Raw genomic sequence first — 21,883 nt, 5'->3', positions numbered from 1 at the left:
CTGGAGGGATTCATAGCGGGCTCACAGGAAACTGTAGGTTAGCCATGCCTAATTTCCAATCGAAACCACGCCAATGTGAGCGACGTCACCTAGATTACGCCATGTTTACATGGGCTAATCGCCCCGGGGCATGGCTGTGCCGGCCATCGATTCCTTCGAACCAGCCACGGTGGGCTGCAGGAGGGTGGTGGCCGGCACCATTCACCAGTCGGTGTTTAGGTTGACGGCGTCCGCCCGGAGACCGTCCGCACGATCCAGCCGATCGCGGCCAGAATCAACAGGATGACTCCAGCCCACAACAGCCAGTTCAATGACTGGGTAAAGCCGCCAACAAACAGCAGCACAATGGCGACGACGCCCACGATCAACAACAGAGCATTCATGACTACACCTCCCTCCGCTCTCGGTCTTCTTGAACCCTGGATTCCACAGCAGACCTAGTCCTTCTTGAAGGCGTCCTTGACGTCTTCAACGGCATCCTTTAGCTTGCCTTTGGCCTGGTCCGCCTTGCCTTCGGCCTCCAACTTGTCGTTGTCGGTCAGCTTTCCAGCGGCTTCCTTGACCGTGCCTTTGAGCTTGTCGGCTGCACTTTCCACCCTGTCGTCGATTCCCATGGTTTCCTCCTCTCTGTTCCTGATTGGCGCCGGTCCGGGTCAGGAATTCCTGAGCCGGTTGATCAATGCGCTTTTCCGTTGGAAGGAAAAGCCGGTCAGCCCGATGTCTTTGGCCTTGGCGCGCAGCTGGGCTACCGCCCCCTGTTCATAGCTGCGAGCCTGGCCGCCCTTGCGGCCAAGAGTGCCTCGGCCCTCGTTGGCGGCAGCGGGCAGGATCCGCCGGGCGCATGTCCAGCAGCATCCGCGGCGCGGGCCGGGGCGGCGGGGCGTGTGGGGGAGTATCCAGCATCTTTCACTGTCGTCCGATCGAAGAATTGGGGCACTGCCCATGACCGTGACGCGCTGCTGGCTTCAGATCCCACGGTAGAACTGTCCCTCCATCGGCGCAAGGGGAATGGGCCGCAAATGGTGCCGGCACCAACAGTGCACCGGGCCGGTCCGGGAGCGCAGATGCGGCGTAGCATTGGAACAGGCTTGGCCAGAGGCCCGTGGCAATGACCCGGGCATGGCGCACTCCGGCCCGGCAGAGGAGTCTTTGGGACCAGAGATGCCACTCCACGGCGACGGCAGCTTTCAAACGAGGGAGCTCAGAAATGCCCTGTCAGATTCACGATGGCGGCTCACAGACTTCTGGCTGCACTATTTCGCGCTTGGTGGCAGCGCCGGTGGATTTGAAATCGAAGCCTACGTCTTCGGCGCGCACATGCTCCCCGCCCTTGAATGCGACATGGCAGCCGCTGCCATGAATGAACATTCCATGGAGAGCGGTCTGCCGGCCCGGGTTCCGCACAGCGAACCTCCCCAATCCAGCGCCGGCTGGCTGGATGATCTGCTAAACGAGGACAAGGGGACCGCGGACATGGACAGCATCGACACCGACACCGGATCCGAGTATTCCGTGGCCGATGAGCTCCAGGACCTGGTGTTGGACAGCGCCGACGTCGTGGAGTTCCTTGAGGATCTGGCGGCCTATTCAGCCACCAGTGCCCCGGGGGTGGGCCAGATGCCCGTCCAATGCGCCATCACGCTGTACCGGCGGCACCGCCCCTTGACCGGAGCGGGCAGTGATGAAAGTGCCACCATCTTTGACCGGATCCAGCAGAAGCATGGCGCGGGCCCCTGTTTGGAGGCACTGGAGACCGGCCACACCGTCGTGATGGATGACGCCGCGACGGACCCCCGTTGGCCCGAGTATGCCCGGGAGATGCACGCCCTGGAAATCAACAGTGTTCTTGCCGTGCCGATGCCCCTTGAGGGTGGCGCCGCGGCGGCCATGAACTTCTTTTCCCCCGTCAAAGCCATGTTCACACCGGCAATCATCGAACGGGCAGAGAACTACGCATCCTCCGCCCAAAAGGCCCTCCGGCTGGCGGTGCGCATCGGCTCGCGGGACCAGGCTGCCGTGGATCTGCAGGAAGCCATGAAGTCCAGAACAGCCATCGACATCGCCATCGGCGTCATCATGGGCCAACAGCGGTGCTCGCAGGATGACGCCTTTGCCCTCCTGGTCAAGGCGTCCTCGAGCAGGAACCAGAAGCTGCGCGATCTCGCCGAAGAACTGGTCACCAACCTCAACAACAAGGGCGTCCAGACACATTTCGACGCCTGAGCAGCTGCACAAACACGGCCAGGCGCCCGAGCTCAGTCCATCCCGAGGGGCGGCAGTGGCTCCGGATAAGGATTGGGTTCGGGTACCGGCGGTTCCAGAGGCGGTGGCTCGGAGGGATCTGGGATCGCCGGGTCCGGAATCGGCGGTGCAGGCGGAAACGGCTGCCCGGGAATGGGTTCAGGGATGGGTGGAATGGTCATGCCACTGCCTTTCAGGGGGAGGGCTGCGGTACTTCGCAGGCGATCTGTGGGTTCAAGCCCAGGTAATTGAGCGGGCCGACGGCGATGGCCGCGGCAATGGTCCCGGCCTGGTTGCACGTTCCCGGGACGGAAGAAAAGTAGCCGCGCTGGCCGGCGGCAATGGCGCCGACCACCAGCCACAGGATGATGATGATGCTGAGGATTGATCTGGTGCGCATGGCGTTCTTCGATCTCACGGTGGGCCAAAAGTGCCGGGCGGTCCCGGTGGGAGAACCTAGCCGGGCAGGGACATCCGGAAGCCGCACTGGCAACGCAGGACCCGCGTGGGCAGGGAGACATCTGTCAGTCGAGGCCCGTGGTGACTGTCTGGGAAATCTGCCCTGATCCGGATCGGCTCGGCGTTGAACTCCTGCATCGGCTCGCCACAATGGATGTAATGGTGGCCAAATTGAAGGACGCCTGACGACGGCGTGGTGGTGTTGTTGAGTATGGTGGCAATTTGCTCCACTGCCGCCGGGTGGGCGTAGTAGGAATCGCAGGCCGCACAGGTGTACTCGATGTGCACGATCCCTGGTGTCGGCGGGACACGGGACACTATCGACTCAATGATGAGGGCGGCATCACTGCGGCACTCAAGGCACCAGGGGCGTTGTCCGGCGGGCTGGTTGGTGCCGCCGGTGGCACATGAATCGGGAACTGTCGACATAGTTGCTTTCCTTCCGTCCGGGGGTCCACTGCTGCGGGGACCGGCGTCTGCGGTGCACCAAGGCGCCGCCGCCGTTGCGGAGGATCGGGTAGCAGAGCCTGCGTTAACCCTGAACGCGCCATGGCGGAGCCTTGACGGGTTGCTGCTAACCCAAATCAAAACTTAGGACGAATCGGTCGCCAAGGCAACCATTGCTTGGGAAATTTACGCGGTCTGCCACTGGATGCGGTCAAACTCCGCACGCAGCTGCGCTCCGCGGGCAGCGTTGAGGCTTTCGATCCAGGCGATCCGCCCGCGAAGATACGCCTGGAAGTCCGGGTGCCCGCTGCGGTTCTGCTCCCCGGGCCCATCGAGGACGCAATGGTGCAGGATGGCCTTGATCCTGTCGTAGTCGCCGCGGGAGATGTTGGTGTGGGCGTTGACGACGACGCCCGTGACGCTTTGGCGCGTGGCGGCGCCGCGGACGCGGGTCTTGCGGCGGTTGAGGTCGTGGCCCTCGTCGGCTACGATCCGGGCCGCACCGCGGATGAAGGCATCGGCGCCCCGGGCCAGATCCGGACCGCCGCTGAACGCCAGGTCATCCGCATAGCGCGTGTAGCTGGCGCCCACCGCGGCCGCCCAGCCGGCAAGCCTGGAGTCCAACCGGCGCAGTGCCAGATTGGCCAGCAGAGGCGAGGTCGGGGCGCCCTGGGGAAGGTGCGCCCGGGCCAGCGCCTGCCGAACGGCGAAGCGCTCGCCGGGGTCCCCGCCCGCTGGCATGGCGGCCAGGACGCGCGCCGGAACGGCGTGGGTGCACAGCCCGGTGAGCCGGTGGGCGACAGCCTCGGCGTAGCCCGCCTGCCGCAGCACGCCGAAGATCTTCCCGGGTGTGACCCTGGCGAAGAAGGTGGACAGATCCAGATTGATGACCACCTCGTTTCCCGTATGGCGGGCGGCGCCAGTGATGGCGCTGCGCCCCGGGACGAACCCGTGGGCCGCATCGTGCAGGGGGATCGGCTGCAGCAGGTCCCTGAGGATTCTGCGTTGGATGGCGCGCAGCCTGGTGCCAGGGATTTCCAGCAAACGGGGAACGCGTCCGGGCCGGCTCCGCCATTCGTAGCGGTAGTGCTGCAGCCGTGGGGTGCGGGCAGAGCGGTTCCACTGCCCAGGGTCAGCGAACCATTCCAACTCACCGGTGGAGAGCTCCAGTCGTCCGGCCAGCTCCGCCAGGGTGTCGATCCGGGGAATGTCCGTAGCCGAGTCCCGCGCCTTGCCGGCGACTGGGACCAGGTGGGCCAGGCGTATGGGTTTGCGCTGCCGGGCAGATTTGGCGAGCGCCTCGCGGAAGGCGTCGCACTGGCCGACGACGGCGGCCAACTCCCGAGGCGCGTCCGCCGGGGGCCGGTGGTACGCAGCCAGAACGTGGCCGGCCAGCGGCGGCAGCCACCGGCGCCGGGCCCCAAGTGATCCGGCTGCGGAGGCAACCAGGGCCGCTTTGGACCAGGACTCCGCACCCAGAAAGGCGTGCGCCAGGGCCGTGGCCAGGTCAGCGGGCGAGGTCCGTGGCGTGCGGGCCAGGGTTGCTGCACCTGTTGTGGCTACCGCCATCTGCGGCCCCTGACCGGGAGGGTGTTTGACGTCCCACAGGGGAAGGTGCGGCGGCTTCCGGATGACCCATCTGTCTGTGTGGGCCCCGTGCTGCGCGGAGCGCAGGGGCGGGCCCACGGCGCGTGGTGCTGGTCGAACTGCGTGCCCCGGGGTAGCCCCGGAGAGGGAAGTGCTTTCAAGGCACTGCCCACCTCATCCGGAAGCCGTCGCATGCAGCCACGCTAACCGACGTCATGGTCCGTGCACGCCAGGGCACGCCGATGGTTTGGCTGCCTAGAGGATCTGCTCAAGCTTGTCCTGGACGTCGTCCAGTCCGAAGTAGCGGTCCGAGAGAACTTCAATGTCGTCAGCCACGGATTCGTCCACGGCGGCGAGCTGGTCGGCTCTGGACTCCATGTCCGCCGGGATGCCACCGCCGCCGAGGATGCGCAGGAACTCGTCCAGAATGGCCGCGGCGTCCCGAGCGCCGCACCCGGTGAACGTGGCCGCAACAAGGGGGAATTCATCGCCACGGACTTCGTAGGCGTGGTCCACACCGCCGTTCATGATCAACGAGTGGATGTCCATCGCCATGTCCAGATCATCGTCGTCCGGCTGCCCCGGAACTTCGCCTTGGCCCCGTGGTGCAGCGGAGGCAGTGGCTGGTTCATCCACGGCAATGTCGGTCGCCACTTCCTGAGCCCGCTGTTGGAATCGTCTGAGCACGTTCTCGGCGCTGAAGGCGTTCATATCGGAACCGGCACTGAAGTCCTCCAGGACGGGTATGGCCACCTTCGGGTTCCATTTCAGGACGGCGATGCTGGCGGAAAGGCGGACGCCTCTGTCGTCGTCTGCACACAGGGCCTCGAGGCCGTTCCGTCCGGCTTCCTCCTCGGCCAGCGATTCGCCCAACGCTAAGGACTTTCGGATCAACGCATTTGCTTTTCTGACGCTTCCCTCAAAAGAGTCCCATTGAATAACGAGGCGCCTGTATTCAGCAATGCGGAGTGAAACGTCGTTGCTGTCGATCGACCGGTCTTTAACCAAAATTTCCCCCAAGGAATTGTGTCGGCGCGTCTGTGCCCACGCCGATCCGCACATGCGAAAGGCAGAGAGACGAACCTCCCTGCCATCTTCAGAATACAGCCCGGCCGGGGGCTTGCCGCAAGGCCGCCGGCCGGGCTCAGAATGGATGGGCGCGGCCGGAAAAGCCGCGGAGATTGGGCGTTTGGATGGGGTTTCACATGGTTGACGTAATCATCAGCGGCGGCGGGCCGACGGGCATGATGCTGGCCAGCGAGCTGCGGCTGCACGGTGTGGACGTGCTCGTGCTGGAGAAGGATGCGGAGTCGACTGCTGCCGTCCGTTCCCTGGGCCTGCATCCGCGCAGCATCGAGATCATGGACCAGCGCGGCCTGCTGGAGAGGTTCCTCGAACAAGGGACGCAGTACCCCGGGGGAGTCGGCCACTTTGCCGGGATCGAAAAACCGGCCCCCGAGGACCTCGACACGGCTCACCGCTACATTCTGGGCATCCCGCAGCCGGCCACCGACCGCCTGCTGGCCGAGCACGCCGCCGAGCTCGGCGCGCAGATCCGCCGCGGCGCCGAGGTGGTGGGCGTTGAGCAGGACGACGATGGCGTGGACGTCGAGCTCGCGGACGGCACGCGGCTGCGCTCGCGCTGGCTGGTCGGCGCCGACGGCGGACGCTCCCTGGTGCGCCGGCTGCTGGGCATCGGCTTTCCCGGCGACGCCGCCACCACCGAATGGATCCTCGGCGAGATGGCGGTGACGGCACCACCGGAGGAGATTGCCGCGGTGTCGGAGAAGGTCCGCAGGACCCACAAGGGCTTCGGCATCGGCCCCGCCGGCAACGGCCTGCACCGCGCCGTCGTGCCCGCAGCAACGGTGGCCGAGGACCGGACGGTTCCACCCACGCTGGAGGAATTCCGGACGCAGCTGCGGGCCTACGCGGGCACAGACTTCGGCGTCCACTCGCCGCGCTCGCTGACCCGTTTCACCGACGCCACCCGGCTGGCCGAACGGTACCGCGTGGGCCGGGTGTTCCTGGCTGGAGATGCGGCGCATGTCCACCCGCCGCTGGGCGGGCAGGGGCTGAACCTGGGCATCCAGGATGCCTTCAACCTCGGCTGGAAGCTGGCCGCGGAGGTCACGGGGTGGGCGCCGGACGGTCTGCTGGACAGCTACTTCACGGAGCGCCACCCGGTGGCAGAGGACGTACTGACCATCACCCGGGCCCAGTCGGAGCTGATCTCGCCCGAGCCCGGTCCACGGGCGGTGCGCCGGCTGCTGGCGAAACTGATGGACTTCGAGGACGTCAACCGCTTCCTGGCCGAGAAGACCACCTCGATCGGGATCCGCTACGACTTCGGCGAAGGACCGGCGCTGCTGGGCAGGCGGCTGCGCGACATCCCACTGTCCCAGGGCCGCCTCTACGAGCTCACCCGCGAAGGCCGCGGGCTCCTGCTGGATGCGACAGGCAGCCTGTCGGTGTCCGGATGGACGGACCGGATCGACCACGTCGTCGACGCCGGTGCTGACCTGGACGCGCCCGCCGTGCTGCTCCGGCCGGACGGCCACGTGGCGTGGATCGGTGGGGACCAGGAGGACCTGCTCCGCCACCTGCCGGCGTGGTTCGGAGCCCCCTCCTAGGCCCGCCCCACCATAGGCAGCCCGGCCTTGGCGGCATGGGAGAAATGGTCGTCGATGAGCACTACGGCTCGTCCCCGGGCAGCCAGCATCGAGGTGACGATGGAGGCGCGGTAGCCGCTGGCGCAGTGCACCCACAGCTCTCCGGGCGGCAGACCGTCCAGCCGGGCGGGTACATCGTGCAGGGGAATGTTCAGTGCGCCCTCGATGTGCCGCTCCGTCCACTCGCCCCTGCGGCGCACATCCAGAACGGCCACCTCGCGGTGGTGGCGGACATTGGCCAGATCCGTGAAATCAGCCCGCAGGTAGCTCGCCAGCGGGGCATCGCTCCACTGCCCGGGGCCGCCCGTGGAAGCCGCCGCCGGGCGGTCGACGCCGATGCGCACCAGTTCGCGCTGGGCCCGGGCGACGTCGTCGGGAGTCTCCCCAAGCAGCGTCACCGGCGTGCCCCAGGGAATGAGCCAGCCCAGGTAGGTGGCGAACGAGCCATCCAAACCAAAGTTCAGCGTCCCGACGGCGTGGCCGGCGGCAAAGGCTGTGCGGTGGCGCAGGTCAACCACCCATTCCCCGGCCTGGATCCGCGCCAACAGCTGCGCCGCATCGGCCTGTGACGGCTCCGCCAGATCCGCAGGCTTCGGCCCGGCCAGGTTCCGGGCGCCCATGTGGGCGTAGTAGGCCGGGTAGGCGTCCAGGCCCGCCAGCATCTCGCGGACGTAGTCCTCCTCATCCTGGGTGAGCACCGGATTGGCCAACCTTTCCGCCCCGACGGTGGAGGCCGTGGCATGGGAGATGGCCGTCGAGCAAAAGCTGCCAAACCCATGGGTGGGCAGCAATTGCGTGTCGTCGGGCACCGCAGCGGCAATGAGCTGGGCCGAGCCGTATTGCTGGTGGGCCAGCTCATGCGTGTGCTCCGGGCCCAGCAGGTCCGGGCGGCCGGTGGATCCGAACAACAGCGAACCTCCGGTGAACACACCAATGGTCCGCCCACCGGAGGTCAGGACGTAGGACAGGTGCGTCAGCGTATGGCCGGGGGTGGCGAGGACGTCGAGGGTCATGGTGGGGGAGATGGCGATCCGCTGGCCTCCGGCGATGGGCGTCCGTTCAAAGGAGACCTCGTCGGCACCGTTGACCAGGTACTGCGCCCCCGTGGCCTGCGCAAGCGCCAGTCCACCCGTGACGTAGTCATTGTGGATGTGCGTTTCCAGCACGTGGGTGATCTGCACACCCGCGGTGCTGGCCTTCTCCAGGATCCTGTCGATGTCCCGCTGCGGGTCGACGACGAACGCGATTCCGCCGTCGTGGGCCAGGTAGCTGCGGTCACCCAGAGTAGGGGTTTCAATGATGATGATGGCAACCATCGGGGGTTCCTCCGCATGGACAGGTAGTTGCCTCAGGCTACGCCGGAGCCGGCCGGTGCTCAACGCCCCGGGCACCGCAGGTTGGGCTCAGCGCCGGGCCGGGATGGGCGCCTCGACGGCGGAGGGGCGGTGCCGGGCGGCCAGCTCGGCCGGCGCTATGAGGGCCAGTGCCACCGCCAGGCAGAGGGCCAGCATGAGGCTGCCGGCCGTCAATGCCGCACTCACGTGCCCGGCCAGGGCCTCCCGGCCAGACCCGGCACTGGGAACACTGGCTGCTGCGACCGCGGCCAGAATGCCCAGACCCAGGCTGCTGCCCAGCTGATGGGCCGTGTTCACCAGGCCCGAAGCGGCCCCGGCATCCGACGCCGGGACTCCGGCGATGCCCGCGGAGGTCAGCGGCGCAAAGGCGAGGCCTTGCCCGATGCCGAGCAGCACCATCGGCAGGGCAACCCCGGTGAGGTACAGGCTCCCGGCGTCCACCCTGGCCAGCCAGATCATGCCCGCGAGGGTCACCGCCACGCCCGCCACCAGCAGGGCCGCGTTGCCAAGCCGGGCCGTCAGCTTCGGGATGGCCAGCGCGACCGCGAAGTTGACGACAGTCATCGGGAAAAAGGCGATGCCCGCCTGCAGGGGGTTGTAGCCCAGCACGCCCTGCAGGAACTGGGTGGTGAAGAAAAAGAAGCCGATCATGGCACCCATGTAGAGCATCCGGGCGGCGTAGGCCCCGGTGCGTTCACGGCTCACGAAGAGCCGCAGCGGCATGATCGGATGTGCCACCCGCCGCTCGTTGACCACCAGCAGGGCCAGCAGCGCCAGCCCGGCGCCAAAGGCCACCAGCGTCACCGGCGACCCCCAGCCGGCGTCGGCCGAGCTGATGATGCCGAAGACGATGGCACCCATGCCCAGGGTCGCCGTGATGGCGCCGACGACGTCGAAACGCCCGGCCGTGCGCTGGGCCTGGGGCAGGAACCGCGGAGCCAGCACGATCATGGCCAGGCCGATGGGAACGTTGAGGAAGAATCCGGCGCGCCAGGAGATCCAATGCGTGAGCGCCCCGCCGATCACGAGCCCCAGGCTGGCGCCGATGCCGGCCGTGGCCCCGTACCAGGCCACGGCGCGGGTGCGCTCGCGGCCCGGCGCGAAGCTGGACGTCAGCAGCGAGAGCGACGTCGGGGCAACAACCGCCGCGCCGACACCCTGCAAGGCCCGGGCGCCAATCAGCCATTCGCCGGTGGGAGCCAGACCGATCAAGAGCGACGCCACGGCAAAGGTGGCAAGGCCTGCCACGAAGACGCGGCGGCGGCCCAGCAGATCACCGGCGCGGGCGCCCAGCAGGAGCAGCCCGCCGAAGACGAGCGTGTAGGCGTCCTGCACCCAGGCCAGGGAGGTGGCCGAGAGGTCCATGGCGGCCTGGATGCTCGGAAGCCCGGTGAAGATGATCGAGTTGTCGAGCAGGATCATGAAGTAGCTGGCGAGGATGATCGCCAGAATCGCGCCGGTCTTGGCGCCGGTGGCTGTGGGAGTGCCGGTCACTGGATTCCTTGGGGTGGAGTGGGTGGTGGCCGCGCTGTCGGGGGACATCCCCGGGGCCGCTCATTCCATTGAAGCTGGGACCCGCACTGCCAGGGAGTGCCGGCCCGTACAGGTAATGACAGTGCCTCCCTCCGGACCGCGGCCCGGCGTACGGTTGATCGCATGGACCACCAAACAGAGATCCGCGAGTTCCTCACCTCACGCCGCGCCAGGATCACCCCCGAGCAGGCCGGGCTGCCGGCCTATGGCGGAAACCGTCGGGTGAAGGGGCTGCGCCGCGAGGAGGTCTGCCTGCTGGCCGGTGTCAGCATCGATTACTACGTGCGGATGGAACGCGGCAACCTGGCCGGCGTCTCGGAGAGCGTGCTCGAGGCACTGGCCCGTGCGCTGCAATTGGACGACGCCGAGCACGACCACCTCTTCGATCTGGCCCGCAAGTCCGTTGCCGTGCCCGCCGCGCGGCGGCGTCCGCCGTCGCCCAAGGCGGTGCGCCAGCCGATCCTGCAGATGCTCGAAGCCATCGCGGATGCTCCTGCGTGGGTCCGCAACGCGCGCCACGACCTCCTGGCCGCGAACCGGATGGCCCGCGCCCTGTACGCCCCGATGCTTGCCGATCCCCACCAGCCAGCGAACACGGCGCGCTTTGTCTACCTGGACCCGGCCTCCAAGGAGTTCTTCACCGACTGGGAGCGGGCGGCGGACGACATTGCCGCGATGCTCCGCTTGGAAGCCGGGAGGAACCCCTTTGACAAGGCGCTGACCGAGCTCATTGGTGAGCTGTCCACCCGCAGCGAGGACTTCCGCCAGCGCTGGGCCGCGCACAATGTGCGCTTCCACCGCACGGGGTTCAAGAAGCTGCACCACCCCATCGTGGGTGATCTGGAGCTCAACTTTGAGGCCATGGAATTCCCCTCCGACCCGGGCCTCACGATGCTGGTCTACACGGCCGCCCCGGGGACCCCGACGTCGGATGCGTTGAAGCTGCTCGCCAGCTGGGCGAGCACGCAGGACCAACTCGACACCCACACCACCGGTAGTGAACCTGCCACGACGACCTCAACGAAGGACTAGGAATGCACCAGATCCCCAAGACACCGAGCACCAAGGGCCCGGAGGCCTTGTTCACCGGCAACGTCAACTTTGACGTTATCGCCGCCGGCACCGCGCCCTCCAGACTGCGGGTCAACATCGTCCGCTTCGCCCCGGGCGCCCGCACGGCGTGGCACCGGCACGCCAACGGCCAGACCCTGCACGTCACGGAGGGTCTGGGCCTCGTCCAGGCCAAGGGCGGTGACGTCGTCCAGATGCGCCCCGGGGACACGGTCTACACCCCGCCGGGGGAATGGCACTGGCACGGTGCCGCGGCCGAGCACGCCATGTCCCATCTGGCGATGTGGGAATGCCTCGGCGAGGACCAGGACGGCCCGGAGGTCGAATGGGCCGAGCATGTCAGCGATGAGGAATACGGCGCCGCACAACCGTAGCGCCGGCAGCGACAAGGACGTACCGCCCACTGGGCGGTCCGTCCTTCTTGATTGTCAGGCTGTGTGGCCGGCTATCGGGTGTGGCTGCGGAGCTCCGCCAGCGCCACGGGGCGGCCCGCGTCCAGGCTGAGGTTGGCCGCCTCGACGATCGCCACAATCTCGCGGATCTGGCTGGCCGGCATCATGGGCGAACCCGTGCGGCAGGCGGCAACGATTGCTTCCAGCAGGCCGGTCAGCATGTCTTCGCAGGCCTCAATGGTGAACTCGGCGGGGCCGCCGTCCCGGCTGATCCGGCCGGAGGTCAGTGGCGACCATTCGGCCTCGCCGCCCAGGGTGGCCACGCGGCCATCGCTCCAGTGGAGCACCACCCGGCCGCCGGTGGCATCGACCAGTTTGCAGCCCGGGCCCAGCGCCGCAACCGCCAGATCAACCTGGTGCACGCCGTACCAGGCCAGGCCCGGGTGGCCGGGCTGCGTCGGCAGGGGGCCTGTCAGGTCGATGCGCTCCACCGGACCCGAGCCCGCCGCCGCCAGGAATTCCGGCGTGAACCGCTTGGGCGAGCCGGCCAGCACCAGAGTTCCGCCGGCTTCTGCCTGTTCCAGCATCCGCGCCGCGTCCGCCGCGGTCTGTGCAAAACGGGTGTCGACGTAGACCGGCTTGCCGAAGGGCGCGAGCCGGGCGAAAAGCCCCGGATGCGTGCGGGTGTCGGAGGCCACCAGCAGGAGGGCATCGGATTCCTCCGCCACCTCTTCCAGGCTCTCCCGCAGCGGCACGCCGAGGCCGGCCATCTGGGCCACAAAGTCCGCCATGCGGTCCCGGCTGGGCGGAAAGTCCGCCGATGCCACACCGGCCCAGGCGCTGGCCACCGTGGCCCCGGCGACGGCGCCGCCTACGCCGTCGCCGAGCAGCCGGGTGAAGGAGGGGGCATGCGGGGAATCGACGCCGATGAGGCCAAAGCGCAGCGGCGCCGATGTGGCCGTCATCCCTTGACTCCGCTGGAGGTGATGCTGGCGACGATGTGGCGCTGCAGCAGGACGAAGATGACCAGGCAGGGGATGAAGCTGATGAGCGCGGCCGCCATGATGTTCGCCGTCGACACGGTCTCGGTGTTCAGCGTGGCCAGACCCACGGTGAGCGTGCGCGCCGCGTCGGACTGACCCACCACCAGCGGCCAGAGCAGATCATTCCAGTGCCAGAGGAAGACGAAGATCGCCAGCGTAGCGAGCACGGGCCGGATCAGGGGCAGCACGATGCCGGCGAACGTCCGCCACTCGCCGGCGCCGTCGATCCGGGCGGCATCGAAGAGCTCATCGGGCAGGTCGCGGATGAACTGGCGGATGAGGAACACGGCCTGGGCATTGGCCAGGGTTGGCAGGATGAGCCCCCACATGGTGTTCACGCCGCCCATGCCGGCCACCAGGATGAAGGTGGGGATCAGGGTGGCCTGCATCGGCACCATCAGCGTCGCCACAATCGTCCACAGCACGGCGTTCCGGCCGGGGAACCGCTTGCGGGCCAGGGCGTAGGCGGCCATCGACGCCGTGAGCAGCACGACCACCACGGAGATGCTCGAGTACAGGAACGAGTTCCACAGCCACAGTGGGAATTCGCCCACGTTGAAGATGCGGATGATGTTGTCAAGGGTCAGCGACGCCGGGACGGCGTAGGGAATCGTCGGCGCGTCCTCGGGGGAGAGGGCAAGCACGATGACGGCCAGCAGAGGCGCGATGGTGAAGAGCGAGACGACGACGAGAGTGGACACCAGCCAGAGCTGGCTGCGCCGGCGTGCCGACTTCCGGCGGGCCCGCGGCGGGGCCTGGTGCTGGGCCGGCACCTTCGGTGTGCGGCGGAGGGGCTCGGTGAGCTGCGGAGCGTCGGGCAGCGAGGTGGAGGTCATTTCTCTTCCTTTCCTTCGAAGAAGCGGCGCTGGATGAGCGAAAGCACCAGGACGATGGCAAAGAGCACGATGCCGATGGCTGCCGCGTAGCCGAAGTCGAAGAACTTGAAGCCCTCGTCGAAGAGCATGTAGATGAGGCTGTGGCTCGCATGGGCCGGTCCGCCGCCGGTCATGACGTAGATGGTGTCGAAGACCTGGAAACCGATGATGGTCTCGATCACGAGCACAAAGAAGAACACCGGCTTCAGCAGGGGGAGCGTCACGTGGCGCAAGGTCTGCCAGGCGTTGGCACCGTCGATGTGCGCTGCCTCGTGGACCTCTCCGGGAAGGGCCTTCAACCCGGCCAGGAAGATCAGCATCGAGTAGCCGAAACCCTTCCACACCGACACCAGGGCCAGCGAGGCGAGCACCAGCCACTGGTCGCCGGAGAGGAACGGGACGGGCCCCAGCCCCGCCGTCGAGAGGGCCGCATTGAGCGGGCCGTCGGAGGCGAAGATCCACTTCCAGACAATGCCTGCCAGCACGAAGGAGCTCAGATACGGGACGAACAGCAGGGCGCGGAAGGCGCCGGTGAAGCGGACCAGTTTGTTCAACAGCAGCGCGCCGGCCAGCGAAACCACCAGGATCAGCGGTACGAAGATGCAGACATAGCCGAGCGTCACGCCCAGGCTCTGCCAGAAATTAGGGTCGGAGAACAGCCGGGTGTAGTTGTCGACGCCGCGGAAGTCCACATCCCCGTTGAGCTTGTAGCGGGTGAGGCTCATGGCCCCGGCCCCGAAGATGGGTACGAACTTGAAGAGGGCGAAAATGAGCAGCGTCGGCAGCACAAACAGGATGCCTGCGATGGCCTCCCGGCGCTGGCGCGAGGCCGGCCTGCGGATTGCTGTTGAAACGGACATGGTGGAACCAATCAGAATCTGGGGAATGGGACGGGGCTGTGGGGACGGTGCGCACGGGGCGGGGCCGTGGGCCCCGCCCCGACGGCTAGGAGCGCTTCAGCAGCGCCCTGGCCTCGTCGGCCGCCTTGGTGAGCGCCTCCTTGGCGGAGAGCTTGCCACCGAGCGCCGCCTGGATGTACGGGGCCAGAATGGCCATGACCTGGCGGGCCACGGGGGAGGATTCGCCCGGGTTGGCGAACTCCAGCGAGGCACTCATGGCCTCGACGTCGGGGCCGCTGCCCTGGATCTTGACGTCGGTGCGGGTGGGGAAGTTGCCGGCGGCGGCGTTCAGCGCCGTCTGGCTTTCGGGGGAGGTCAGGTAGGAGAGCACCTCGTAGGCCGCGGCGCGGTTCTCCTTCTTGTTGATCGAGGTCAGCGCCAGCAGGCCGGGGTTGCCATAGGTGGCCTGCACCTTGCCCTCAAGCGGCAGCCCGAGGGCCACGTGGTCCGCGCCGAGCGCGGTGCGCATCTTGGCCAATTCCGGCAGGGCTGCCGTGGCCCGCATTCCCACCTTGCCGGCGGCGATGGGTGCGCCCTCGACGGCGGGGCCGGCCGTGGCGGCGTCGACGGGCAGGCCGCCGGCCTTGTTCAGATCGACGAGGAACTGCAGGGCCTTCACCCCGGCGTCGGAGTCGAATTCGACGTTCTTGCCGTCCTTGGAGAAGACGGTTCCGCCGGCCTGCCACAGGAACGGGTAGTAGGAGAGGTTGAGAGTCTGCTCGGGGCTGCCGGCGTAGTCCATCACCGAGATGCCCTTGGCCGCAAGCACGGGGGCGGCGGCCAGGACGTCGTCCCAGGTCTTGGGCAGTGCCAGACCGGCGTCGGCAAAGACCTTGGTGTTGTAGACGGTGGTGTTGATGTTCTGGAAGAGCGGCACGCCATAGAGTTCATCGTCAAACGTTGCGGCCTTCAGCGTCCCCGGGAAGAAGGCATCGCGGCTGTTGGCGACGGCGTCGTCGACGGGCTGGAGCCCGCCCACGGTGATGTAGGTGGCCGCCTGGTCGGGAGTGACCAGGGCGATGTCGGGGCCGGAGTTCGCGGCAAGGGCGGCGGACATCTGGGCGTCGCGCTTGTCGAAGGTCTGGAGTTCAATCTTCAGATCGATGCCGGGGTGTGATGCCTCGAAGTCGGCCTCGGTCTTGTTCCAGAATTCCTTGCTCTTGGCCTCGTCTTTGATGACGGGGTACATCCACAGGGTTACGGAGCCCGTGGCCTTGCCGTCGGCGCCGACGGGGGTGGTGGCGCCAGGGGCGCAGCCCGTAGCGGCCAGGGCGATGGCCGCGGTCATGACGGCGAGTCGCAGGTGCTTCTTGGTCATGGTCTTTCTCGTTTCTTGGGTTGGTCCAGGAGCGGCATGGCCGCACACAGGCGCAAGGGTGCAAAGGCTAGGAAAGGACTTCGGCGTGCTGTCGCAGGCCGGCGTGGTTGGCCGCGCTGTGGAGGGCAGCCAGGGCCAAGCGATGGCGGGGAGGGGCGTTCGTTGCGGTGAGCAGCGGATCGCCGCAGCCGCGCATCCAGTCGAGCAGGGCGGTGGCCAGCTCCGCGAGGAGCCCTTCATGCCCGGGGCCGGAGGCCAGGTTGTCCGCCTCGTCCGGATCGACGGTGAGGTCGTAGAGCTCAAAGACCTCGCTCGTGGGGATGGTCGGCCCGCCCAGTTCAGCGGGTGCGCTGCGGTGCAGCCAGGACTGGGTGGGGTCCATGGCCCGGGGTGCATTGGAGAAATTGACGATCAACTTGTGGGTGTCCGAGCGCACGCACCGTTTGGGATCGAAGTAGGTGTGGTAGCTCAGCTGGGCAAAGGCGTGTGCCCGCGACGGAACGTCTGATTCAACCACGGGAACAAGGCTGGCGCCCGTGACGTCGGCCGCCGTCGGCAGTCCCAGGAGCTCCAGCAGCGTCGGCACCACATCGACATGGCTCACCATGGAGGAAACCCGCTGGTTTCCCCAGCCCGGCCGGCCCGGAACCCGCATCAGCAGTGCGACACCGAGGCCCGAGTCGTAGAGGGTGCACTTGGCGCGGGGGAGCGCCAGTCCGTGGTCGGTGGTGAAGACGACGACGGTGTCCCCGCGCAGGCCCAGGGCATCCAGATGGGCGAGGATGCTGCCCACGCCCTCATCGAGGTGGCGCACGGCGCCCTGCAGTTCCGCCATTTCCTCGCGCGCACCGGCGTCGTCGCGCAGATAGGCCGGCACCGTGAGGCCCCGGGAGGTGTCGGGCGAAACGCCTTCGGCCAGGAAGCCCATCACGCCGGGGCTGTCATGGTGGGACGGCGTGCGGTGGGGCTCGTTGAAGCCGACCTGCAGGTAGAACGGCCTCTCGGAACCGGCCGCGGCGCTCAGTGCGGCCTTGGTGCGCTCGACAACTACATCCCGCGCGCCGCCGGTGCAGACCTTGTAGAAGCCGAGCCTGGCGGCGATGTCTGCGTCGGCCAGCACCTTGGATTCGTGGTGGACGCCGATGAGTTCGGTGCTGTAGCCGTGGGTGGACAGCCGGTGCGCCAGGTGCGAGCTGGGGTCGTGCAGATCCCAGCCAAAGGGTTCATGGGTCAGGCCGAGCACGCCATTGGTCTGCGGGTACGTTCCCGTGAACAGGGATGCGCGGGCCGGGCTGCAGTGCGGGGCCGTGGAGAACGCGGCATCGAACTGCGTGGCCTCGGCGGCCAAGGCGTCCAGATGCGGCGTATTCACAGTTGCCACGCCATAGGCGCCCAGGAAGCGGCCGAGGTCGTGGGCATGGAGAAGGAGGATGTTCGTCATGGCGGCTCAGCCCATCCGCTCGAGCTGGACACGCGTGAGGGAATGCTGCAGCGGTTCGCCGGCCAGGTGCCGGCGGATCTCATCGACCACTATCTGCCCGCCGCGGCGGCGCGATTCAACAGTGGCCCCGCCCAGATGGGGCGTCAGCAAGGCTCCGGGCAGGGAGCGCCAGCGGTCCTGTTCGGGCAGCGGTTCGACGTCGAACACATCCAGTGCCGCGTCAATCCGGCCGGCCTCGACGGCCTCATAGAGTGCGTCCATGTCGACAATGGTTGAACGCGCGGTGTTCACGAAGAGGGTTCCGTCGGCCATGGCGGCGATTTCCCGCGCTCCGAGCATTCCGATGGTCTCGGGTGTTTCCGGAGCATGCACGGCCACCACCTCACTGGTTCCCAGCAGCTCCTGGAGCCCGACGGCGTGTGCGGCCAGCGGGTCGGTGGGGTCCAGGTAGGGGTCGTAGATCCGCACCTCGGCACCCAGCGCCTGGCAGGCGGCTATGTAGCTGCGGCCGGTGCGCGAGGCGCCGATGACACCGACGCGGGCTCCGGCGATTTCCCGGGAGCGGGAGATGGTGCGGGCATCCGCCCAGCTGGCTCCGCTGCGCATTGCGTGGTCCAGCCGCTGCGTGCGCCGCAGCAGCGAGAGGGTGAAGGTCAAGGACATCTCGGCCACGGCCGGGGCCATGGCGGCGCCTGACTGGGAGATGGGCAGACCCGACGCCCAGAAATCGTCGCTGACCAGGCCATGGATGGAAGAGGCCGAGTGGACCACAAATGCCAGCTCCGGAGCGAGGTCCAGATGCGCTTGGGTCAGGCGGGGGAATCCCCAGCCGGTGACAATGATCCGGGCATCGGCGGTGGCCTGGCCGAACGCCTCAAGAGAGGCGAGGGACGCGGGGTCCACCTCGACAACGTCGCCCAGGGCACCCAGTGCTTCACGGGTCTGCGGAGGGAAGAAGGCGTCCACTTCGGCGGGCGGGATGCTGAGCAGAATCCTGGCCCGTTGCCGCGGCCCGGAGCCACCGCCGGGGCTGTGATCTGGTTCATAGGGGGAGGTCATGCACTTGAGATTATTTGCCCGCAGATGCTTTTGTCAATGACTGAAGTAAGTAGACTGTGGTGTAGGTCCTATCCAGCACCACCGAGGGGAAGAACGGTTCCATGTCTACAGAAGCGAGCGGGCGATGAAGCCCCGCGCCGGCAGCAAGGCCTTGATCCGGGAGATCAATGAGGCGTTCGTCCTCGATGTGGTCCGGGCGCAGGGTCCGGTGGCACGTGCCACCATTGCGTCCCAGACGGGGCTGAGTCCGGCCACGGTCACGGGCATCACCGGCCAATTGCTCGGTTCCGGGCTGCTGGTGGAGACGGATGTTGTCCGCGACACCGGCGGCCGCCCCGCCAGGCTGCTGGAACTGGGGCACGACGCCGTCGTCGCAGCAGGGGTGCGGATCTCGAGCAAAGAGGCCCGCGCCGTACTGGTGAATCTGCGTGGTGAGGTGGTGGCCGAACACCGTGAGCCCATCGCATCGACGGAACCGCCCGAGGTGGCCGCCGCTGCGGCCAAGGCCGTGCAGGCGACGCTGCGCCACGCCTCCGCATCAACGCTGCTGGGCGTCGGCGTCGCCATCTCGGGGGTGGTGGATCAGGAGGGCGGGATCGTCAAGCACAGTGGTTCGATGGGCTGGGAGGATGTTCCCTTCCGTTCACTTCTTCGCAGGGTGCTCAGCGTCCCCGTCGTCATCGACAGCTACGTGAACTCCTTTGCCGTCGGGCTGCTGCTCTTTGACGGCCGGCTTGAGGGCCAGAACCTCCTGGTTTTCAGCGCCAGTGCGAGCCTGGGGGCCTCGGTGGTTGTCGAGGGTCGGATCCACCGGGGCTTCACGGGCGCCGCGGGCGGATTTGCCCACTCGTACGTCGGCTGCGGCGTGGACCCGCAGCGGCCCTGCCACTGCGGCGCCGTCGACTGTCTGGAAACGCGCAGCAGCCTGTGGGGCATCCAGGCCGAGGTGGCGCGGCGGGGTGCGGGGGAGGGGTCCGTTGATCCGGTCCGCGACGCCGAGGTGATCGCCGACGCCGCCACGCACCTTGGCGTTGCCATGGCCAATGCCTCCAAGATGTTCGCGCCGGAGCGTGTGGTGCTGGCCGTGGCTCCAGAGCTGGATTTCGCGGAGCTCACGGCCGGCGCCGAGCAGGCCTTCCGGGGGCAGTACGTGCATGAGAATGCGCCAGTGCCGCTGTTTGAATCCATGGCCAACGCGCCGGCAACACTGGCCCGCGGCGCCGCCTGCACGGTGCTCGGACGGCTGTTCACCGCCGATGCCTCGGGGCTGGAGGCCGTGGACCAGGCAGGTTGAGAGGTGTTCAGTTCTGTTCATTTGTGCGGGAAGGTCTAGCTGAACAGGCTGCTGGCTGAAACATTGATTGCACCGCACCCCATCGAGGCCCCGCAAACCGAGCGGCACCGCCGCCACGTGAAGCGGGCGCGCACTCCGTTGGCCTGGCCCGGACTGCCGCCGGGGGGTGCGCCACCAATCAAAGGAGATTAGATGGAACCGCTCATTGTCAGCCGCCGGCACATTGTCCAACTCGGCGGGGCGCTGGCTCTGGCCGCCGCTGCCGGACCGATGCTGGCCGGCCCGGCCTCGGCCGCCCCGAAGACCGGCGTCATCGAGACAGACCTTGGCCCCGGCGTCGTGCAGTTCTCGCTGATGAGCGGGCTGTTGGTCGGCGACACGGTCTACATCGGCTCGCGCAATCTGAACCCGCCCCGGGTCATCGGCTTCCACGTTCCGACGCGCACCATCACCTCCCGCACGGACCTGGGCTCCGGCTACAGCATCCAGGCGCTGGCGGCCGACGCCACCGGGCGCTACCTGTACGCCGGCGTCCTGCGGGACGGCATCGATGGGAAGCCGAACCTCTACCGCTGGGATCTCAGCACGCCCACGGTGCCGGCAGTGGGTGTTGGTGAAACCGGCGACCGCGACATCCGTGCGCTCGCCGTCGCCCCCGACGGCAAGGTCTACGTGGCAGGCGGCGGGCTGACCAACATTGCGCCCTCGCTGTGGGAGTACGATCCGGCCACCAACGCCATGACCAGCTGGGGTGTGCCGGACACGGGCGCCACCATTGCCCAGGCTGTCGCGGCTACCGGCAGCACCGTGTACTTCGGGACCGGCAGCGTACTCGGCGGCGGCAACGGCTCAAGCCCCGCCCGCCTGTTCGCCTTCGACCGCACCACCAAAACCTCCACCAACATCCTGCCGCCCGAGGTGGCCGCGGGTGTCTCCGTGACCTCGCTCAGCGTGCTGGACGGCCAGCTCGGCGTCGGCGTCAAGGGCCCCGGAAAGTCCGTGCTGATCAACCTGGCCGACCCCTCGAAGTACACGATCATCCCCAAGACCGGCGTGATGTTCCGCCAGCGCGGCAACCAGGTGTACTTCGTCAAGGAACCCGGCGTCTGGGCCTGGAACATGACCACCAAGCGGATCACCCAGATCCTGGCCGAGGACGTCGGCGCCATGTGGGGCCTGGACGTCTACGGCAGCAAGGTGCTCACCATCTCCTCCTACAGCGTGGTGGAGGTCGACCCGGCCACGAAGACCGCCGCGACGTACGACCTCGACGCGGCCGGTGCCCCGGGCGGACCCCAGCTGGGCATGGGCATCGCCGCCGGCGCGGGAAGCGTCTACGTGGGCGGCACCGGAACCATCGCCCGCCACCAGCTGGCCTCCGGCCAGGTGTCCAACCTGCGGGCCACCGGCGAGGCCAAGGACGCCGTCATCGTCGGGGGAGTCCTGTACACGGCCCAATACAACTCCCGGGGAATCTGCACCTACGACCCAGCCACGGGCCAGCTGCCCTACCAGGTGGCAGCCCTGCCACCGGGGCAGAACCGCCCCCTGGACATCTGCTGGGACGAGGTCAATGGACTGGTTGTCGCCGGTGCGCAGAACGACACCGGTGGCGGTGGCTGCTTTGCGGCCTACAACCCCACCACCACGCAGGTCACGACCACCGTGAACCCGATTGACAAGCTCCAGATGGTCCGCGCCGTGGCTGCGCAGGACGGTGTGGTGTACCTGGGCGGCGACAACATCTACGCGGACGGCCCGCGCAGCACGATCGTCGCCTGGGATCCGGTGGCCAACCAGGAGCTCTGGCGCCTTGATCCGGGGCAGAGTGCCGGCGTTGCGGCCCTGGCCGTCCACGGGAGGTACCTCTACGGCATGGCCCGCAGGGCCGCGGGGCTGTTCATCATCGACCTGCCCACTCGCCAGGTGATCCACACCGCCGATGCCAGCGCCGTCTGCACCGACTTCGGGGCGCTGGCCGTCAGCCGTGGAACTGTCTACGGCGTCTCGGACACCACCGTCTTCCGGGTTGATCCCAAGAGCTTTGCGGTGTCGGTGGTGGCCGCGGACATCAACGGCGGCTGGTACAGCGGCCCGCACATCGCCGCCGGCGACGACGGACTGCTCTACACCCTGCGCGGGCCCAACCTTGTCTCGCTCGATGACCGGACGCGCAAGTGATGACCAGAGGAATGAT

At 67.6% G+C, this 21,883-nt stretch carries 20 protein-coding genes; 6 read left to right on the top strand and 14 right to left on the bottom strand.

Features of this window, described 5'->3' with window-relative positions:
- Positions 1–215: 215 nt before the first annotated feature.
- Positions 216–383 carry a hypothetical protein gene (locus K254_RS25930; RefSeq protein WP_196810903.1) on the bottom strand — a complete coding sequence of 56 codons (168 nt, stop codon included), beginning with the start codon at positions 381–383 and terminating at the stop codon, positions 216–218.
- Positions 384–437: 54 nt separating this feature from the next.
- Entirely contained in the window at positions 438–614 is a 177-nt protein-coding gene (locus K254_RS25310; RefSeq protein WP_081709994.1) for a CsbD family protein, read from the bottom strand.
- Between the two features lie 742 nt (positions 615–1,356).
- Here K254_RS25310 and K254_RS0109605 point away from each other — a divergent pair.
- Positions 1,357–2,223, top strand: a complete 867-nt coding sequence (locus tag K254_RS0109605) for a GAF and ANTAR domain-containing protein (RefSeq protein ID WP_231391803.1) — start codon at positions 1,357–1,359, stop codon at positions 2,221–2,223.
- Positions 2,224–2,434: 211 nt separating this feature from the next.
- Here the strand turns inward: K254_RS0109605 and K254_RS0109600 are convergent, their stop codons facing one another.
- The 4 genes from K254_RS0109600 to K254_RS0109585 all read right to left on the bottom strand — a co-directional run bounded on the left by K254_RS0109600 (position 2,435) and on the right by K254_RS0109585 (position 5,607).
- On the bottom strand, positions 2,435–2,641 hold the full coding sequence (locus K254_RS0109600) for a hypothetical protein (protein ID WP_026555178.1): 207 nt from the start codon (positions 2,639–2,641) through the stop codon (positions 2,435–2,437).
- Between the two features lie 56 nt (positions 2,642–2,697).
- A complete protein-coding gene (locus K254_RS22680; protein ID WP_051389028.1) occupies positions 2,698–3,129 on the bottom strand; it encodes a hypothetical protein in 432 nt (143 codons plus the stop codon).
- Positions 3,130–3,333: 204 nt separating this feature from the next.
- Entirely contained in the window at positions 3,334–4,716 is a 1,383-nt protein-coding gene (locus K254_RS22675) for a reverse transcriptase family protein (protein WP_081709993.1), read from the bottom strand.
- Positions 4,717–4,989: 273 nt separating this feature from the next.
- On the bottom strand, positions 4,990–5,607 hold the full coding sequence (locus tag K254_RS0109585) for a DMP19 family protein (protein WP_026555177.1): 618 nt from the start codon (positions 5,605–5,607) through the stop codon (positions 4,990–4,992).
- A 332-nt stretch (positions 5,608–5,939) separates the two neighbouring features.
- On the opposite strand from K254_RS0109585, the gene rox reads away from it, so the two are divergent.
- Positions 5,940–7,367, top strand: coding sequence for a rifampin monooxygenase (gene rox, locus K254_RS0109580; protein WP_026555176.1), 1,428 nt, complete (start codon positions 5,940–5,942; stop codon positions 7,365–7,367).
- Here rox and K254_RS0109575 read toward each other — a convergent pair.
- Complete coding sequence (locus tag K254_RS0109575) at positions 7,364–8,722, bottom strand: MBL fold metallo-hydrolase (RefSeq protein ID WP_026555175.1); 1,359 nt, start codon at positions 8,720–8,722, stop codon at positions 7,364–7,366. The genes rox and K254_RS0109575 overlap by 4 nt on opposite strands.
- 87 nt (positions 8,723–8,809) lie before the next feature.
- Positions 8,810–10,255: an MFS transporter gene (locus tag K254_RS0109570; protein WP_026555174.1), complete on the bottom strand. Its 1,446-nt coding sequence runs from the start codon at positions 10,253–10,255 to the stop codon at positions 8,810–8,812.
- A 162-nt stretch (positions 10,256–10,417) separates the two neighbouring features.
- Here K254_RS0109570 and K254_RS0109565 point away from each other — a divergent pair, with 162 nt between their 5' ends.
- Together K254_RS0109565 and K254_RS0109560 are read left to right on the top strand one after the other, a co-directional pair.
- Positions 10,418–11,326 (top strand): helix-turn-helix transcriptional regulator, encoded by a 909-nt coding sequence (locus K254_RS0109565; protein WP_026555173.1) that lies wholly within the window; start codon positions 10,418–10,420, stop codon positions 11,324–11,326.
- Between the two features lie 2 nt (positions 11,327–11,328).
- The gene (locus tag K254_RS0109560) at positions 11,329–11,739 is read left to right on the top strand and encodes a (R)-mandelonitrile lyase (protein ID WP_026555172.1); all 411 of its coding nucleotides are present in this window, start codon (positions 11,329–11,331) and stop codon (positions 11,737–11,739) included.
- A gap of 71 nt (positions 11,740–11,810) precedes the next feature.
- Here K254_RS0109560 and K254_RS0109555 read toward each other — a convergent pair whose 3' ends face one another.
- The 6 genes from K254_RS0109555 to K254_RS0109530 form a co-directional block, all read right to left on the bottom strand.
- Complete coding sequence (locus K254_RS0109555; RefSeq protein WP_026555171.1) at positions 11,811–12,722, bottom strand: Gfo/Idh/MocA family protein; 912 nt, start codon at positions 12,720–12,722, stop codon at positions 11,811–11,813.
- Positions 12,719–13,636 carry a carbohydrate ABC transporter permease gene (locus tag K254_RS0109550; protein ID WP_155848492.1) on the bottom strand — a complete coding sequence of 306 codons (918 nt, stop codon included), beginning with the start codon at positions 13,634–13,636 and terminating at the stop codon, positions 12,719–12,721. Before K254_RS0109550 ends, K254_RS0109555 begins: the two co-directional genes overlap by 4 nt.
- Entirely contained in the window at positions 13,633–14,535 is a 903-nt protein-coding gene (locus K254_RS0109545) for a carbohydrate ABC transporter permease (protein ID WP_051389026.1), read from the bottom strand. Before K254_RS0109545 ends, K254_RS0109550 begins: the two co-directional genes overlap by 4 nt.
- An 85-nt stretch (positions 14,536–14,620) precedes the next feature.
- The gene (locus K254_RS0109540; protein WP_026555168.1) at positions 14,621–15,892 is read right to left on the bottom strand and encodes a sugar ABC transporter substrate-binding protein; all 1,272 of its coding nucleotides are present in this window, start codon (positions 15,890–15,892) and stop codon (positions 14,621–14,623) included.
- 67 nt (positions 15,893–15,959) lie between these two features.
- Positions 15,960–17,333 (bottom strand): sulfatase family protein, encoded by a 1,374-nt coding sequence (locus tag K254_RS22670; RefSeq protein WP_051389025.1) that lies wholly within the window; start codon positions 17,331–17,333, stop codon positions 15,960–15,962.
- A 6-nt stretch (positions 17,334–17,339) separates the two neighbouring features.
- Positions 17,340–18,392, bottom strand: coding sequence for a hydroxyacid dehydrogenase (locus K254_RS0109530; RefSeq protein ID WP_026555167.1), 1,053 nt, complete (start codon positions 18,390–18,392; stop codon positions 17,340–17,342).
- Positions 18,393–18,516: 124 nt separating this feature from the next.
- Between K254_RS0109530 and K254_RS0109525 the strand changes: the two genes are divergently transcribed.
- On the top strand, positions 18,517–19,686 hold the full coding sequence (locus tag K254_RS0109525) for an ROK family protein (RefSeq protein ID WP_026555166.1): 1,170 nt from the start codon (positions 18,517–18,519) through the stop codon (positions 19,684–19,686).
- 192 nt (positions 19,687–19,878) lie between these two features.
- Positions 19,879–21,867, top strand: a complete 1,989-nt coding sequence (locus tag K254_RS0109520; RefSeq protein WP_026555165.1) for a PQQ-binding-like beta-propeller repeat protein — start codon at positions 19,879–19,881, stop codon at positions 21,865–21,867.
- The last annotated feature ends 16 nt before the right edge of the window (positions 21,868–21,883 follow it).

It is taken from the genome of Arthrobacter sp. 35W (assembly GCF_000482545.1).
In the GTDB taxonomy this organism is placed as follows: Bacteria; Actinomycetota; Actinomycetes; order Actinomycetales; family Micrococcaceae; genus Specibacter.
This window is presented reverse-complemented; position numbering and strand designations above follow the sequence as displayed.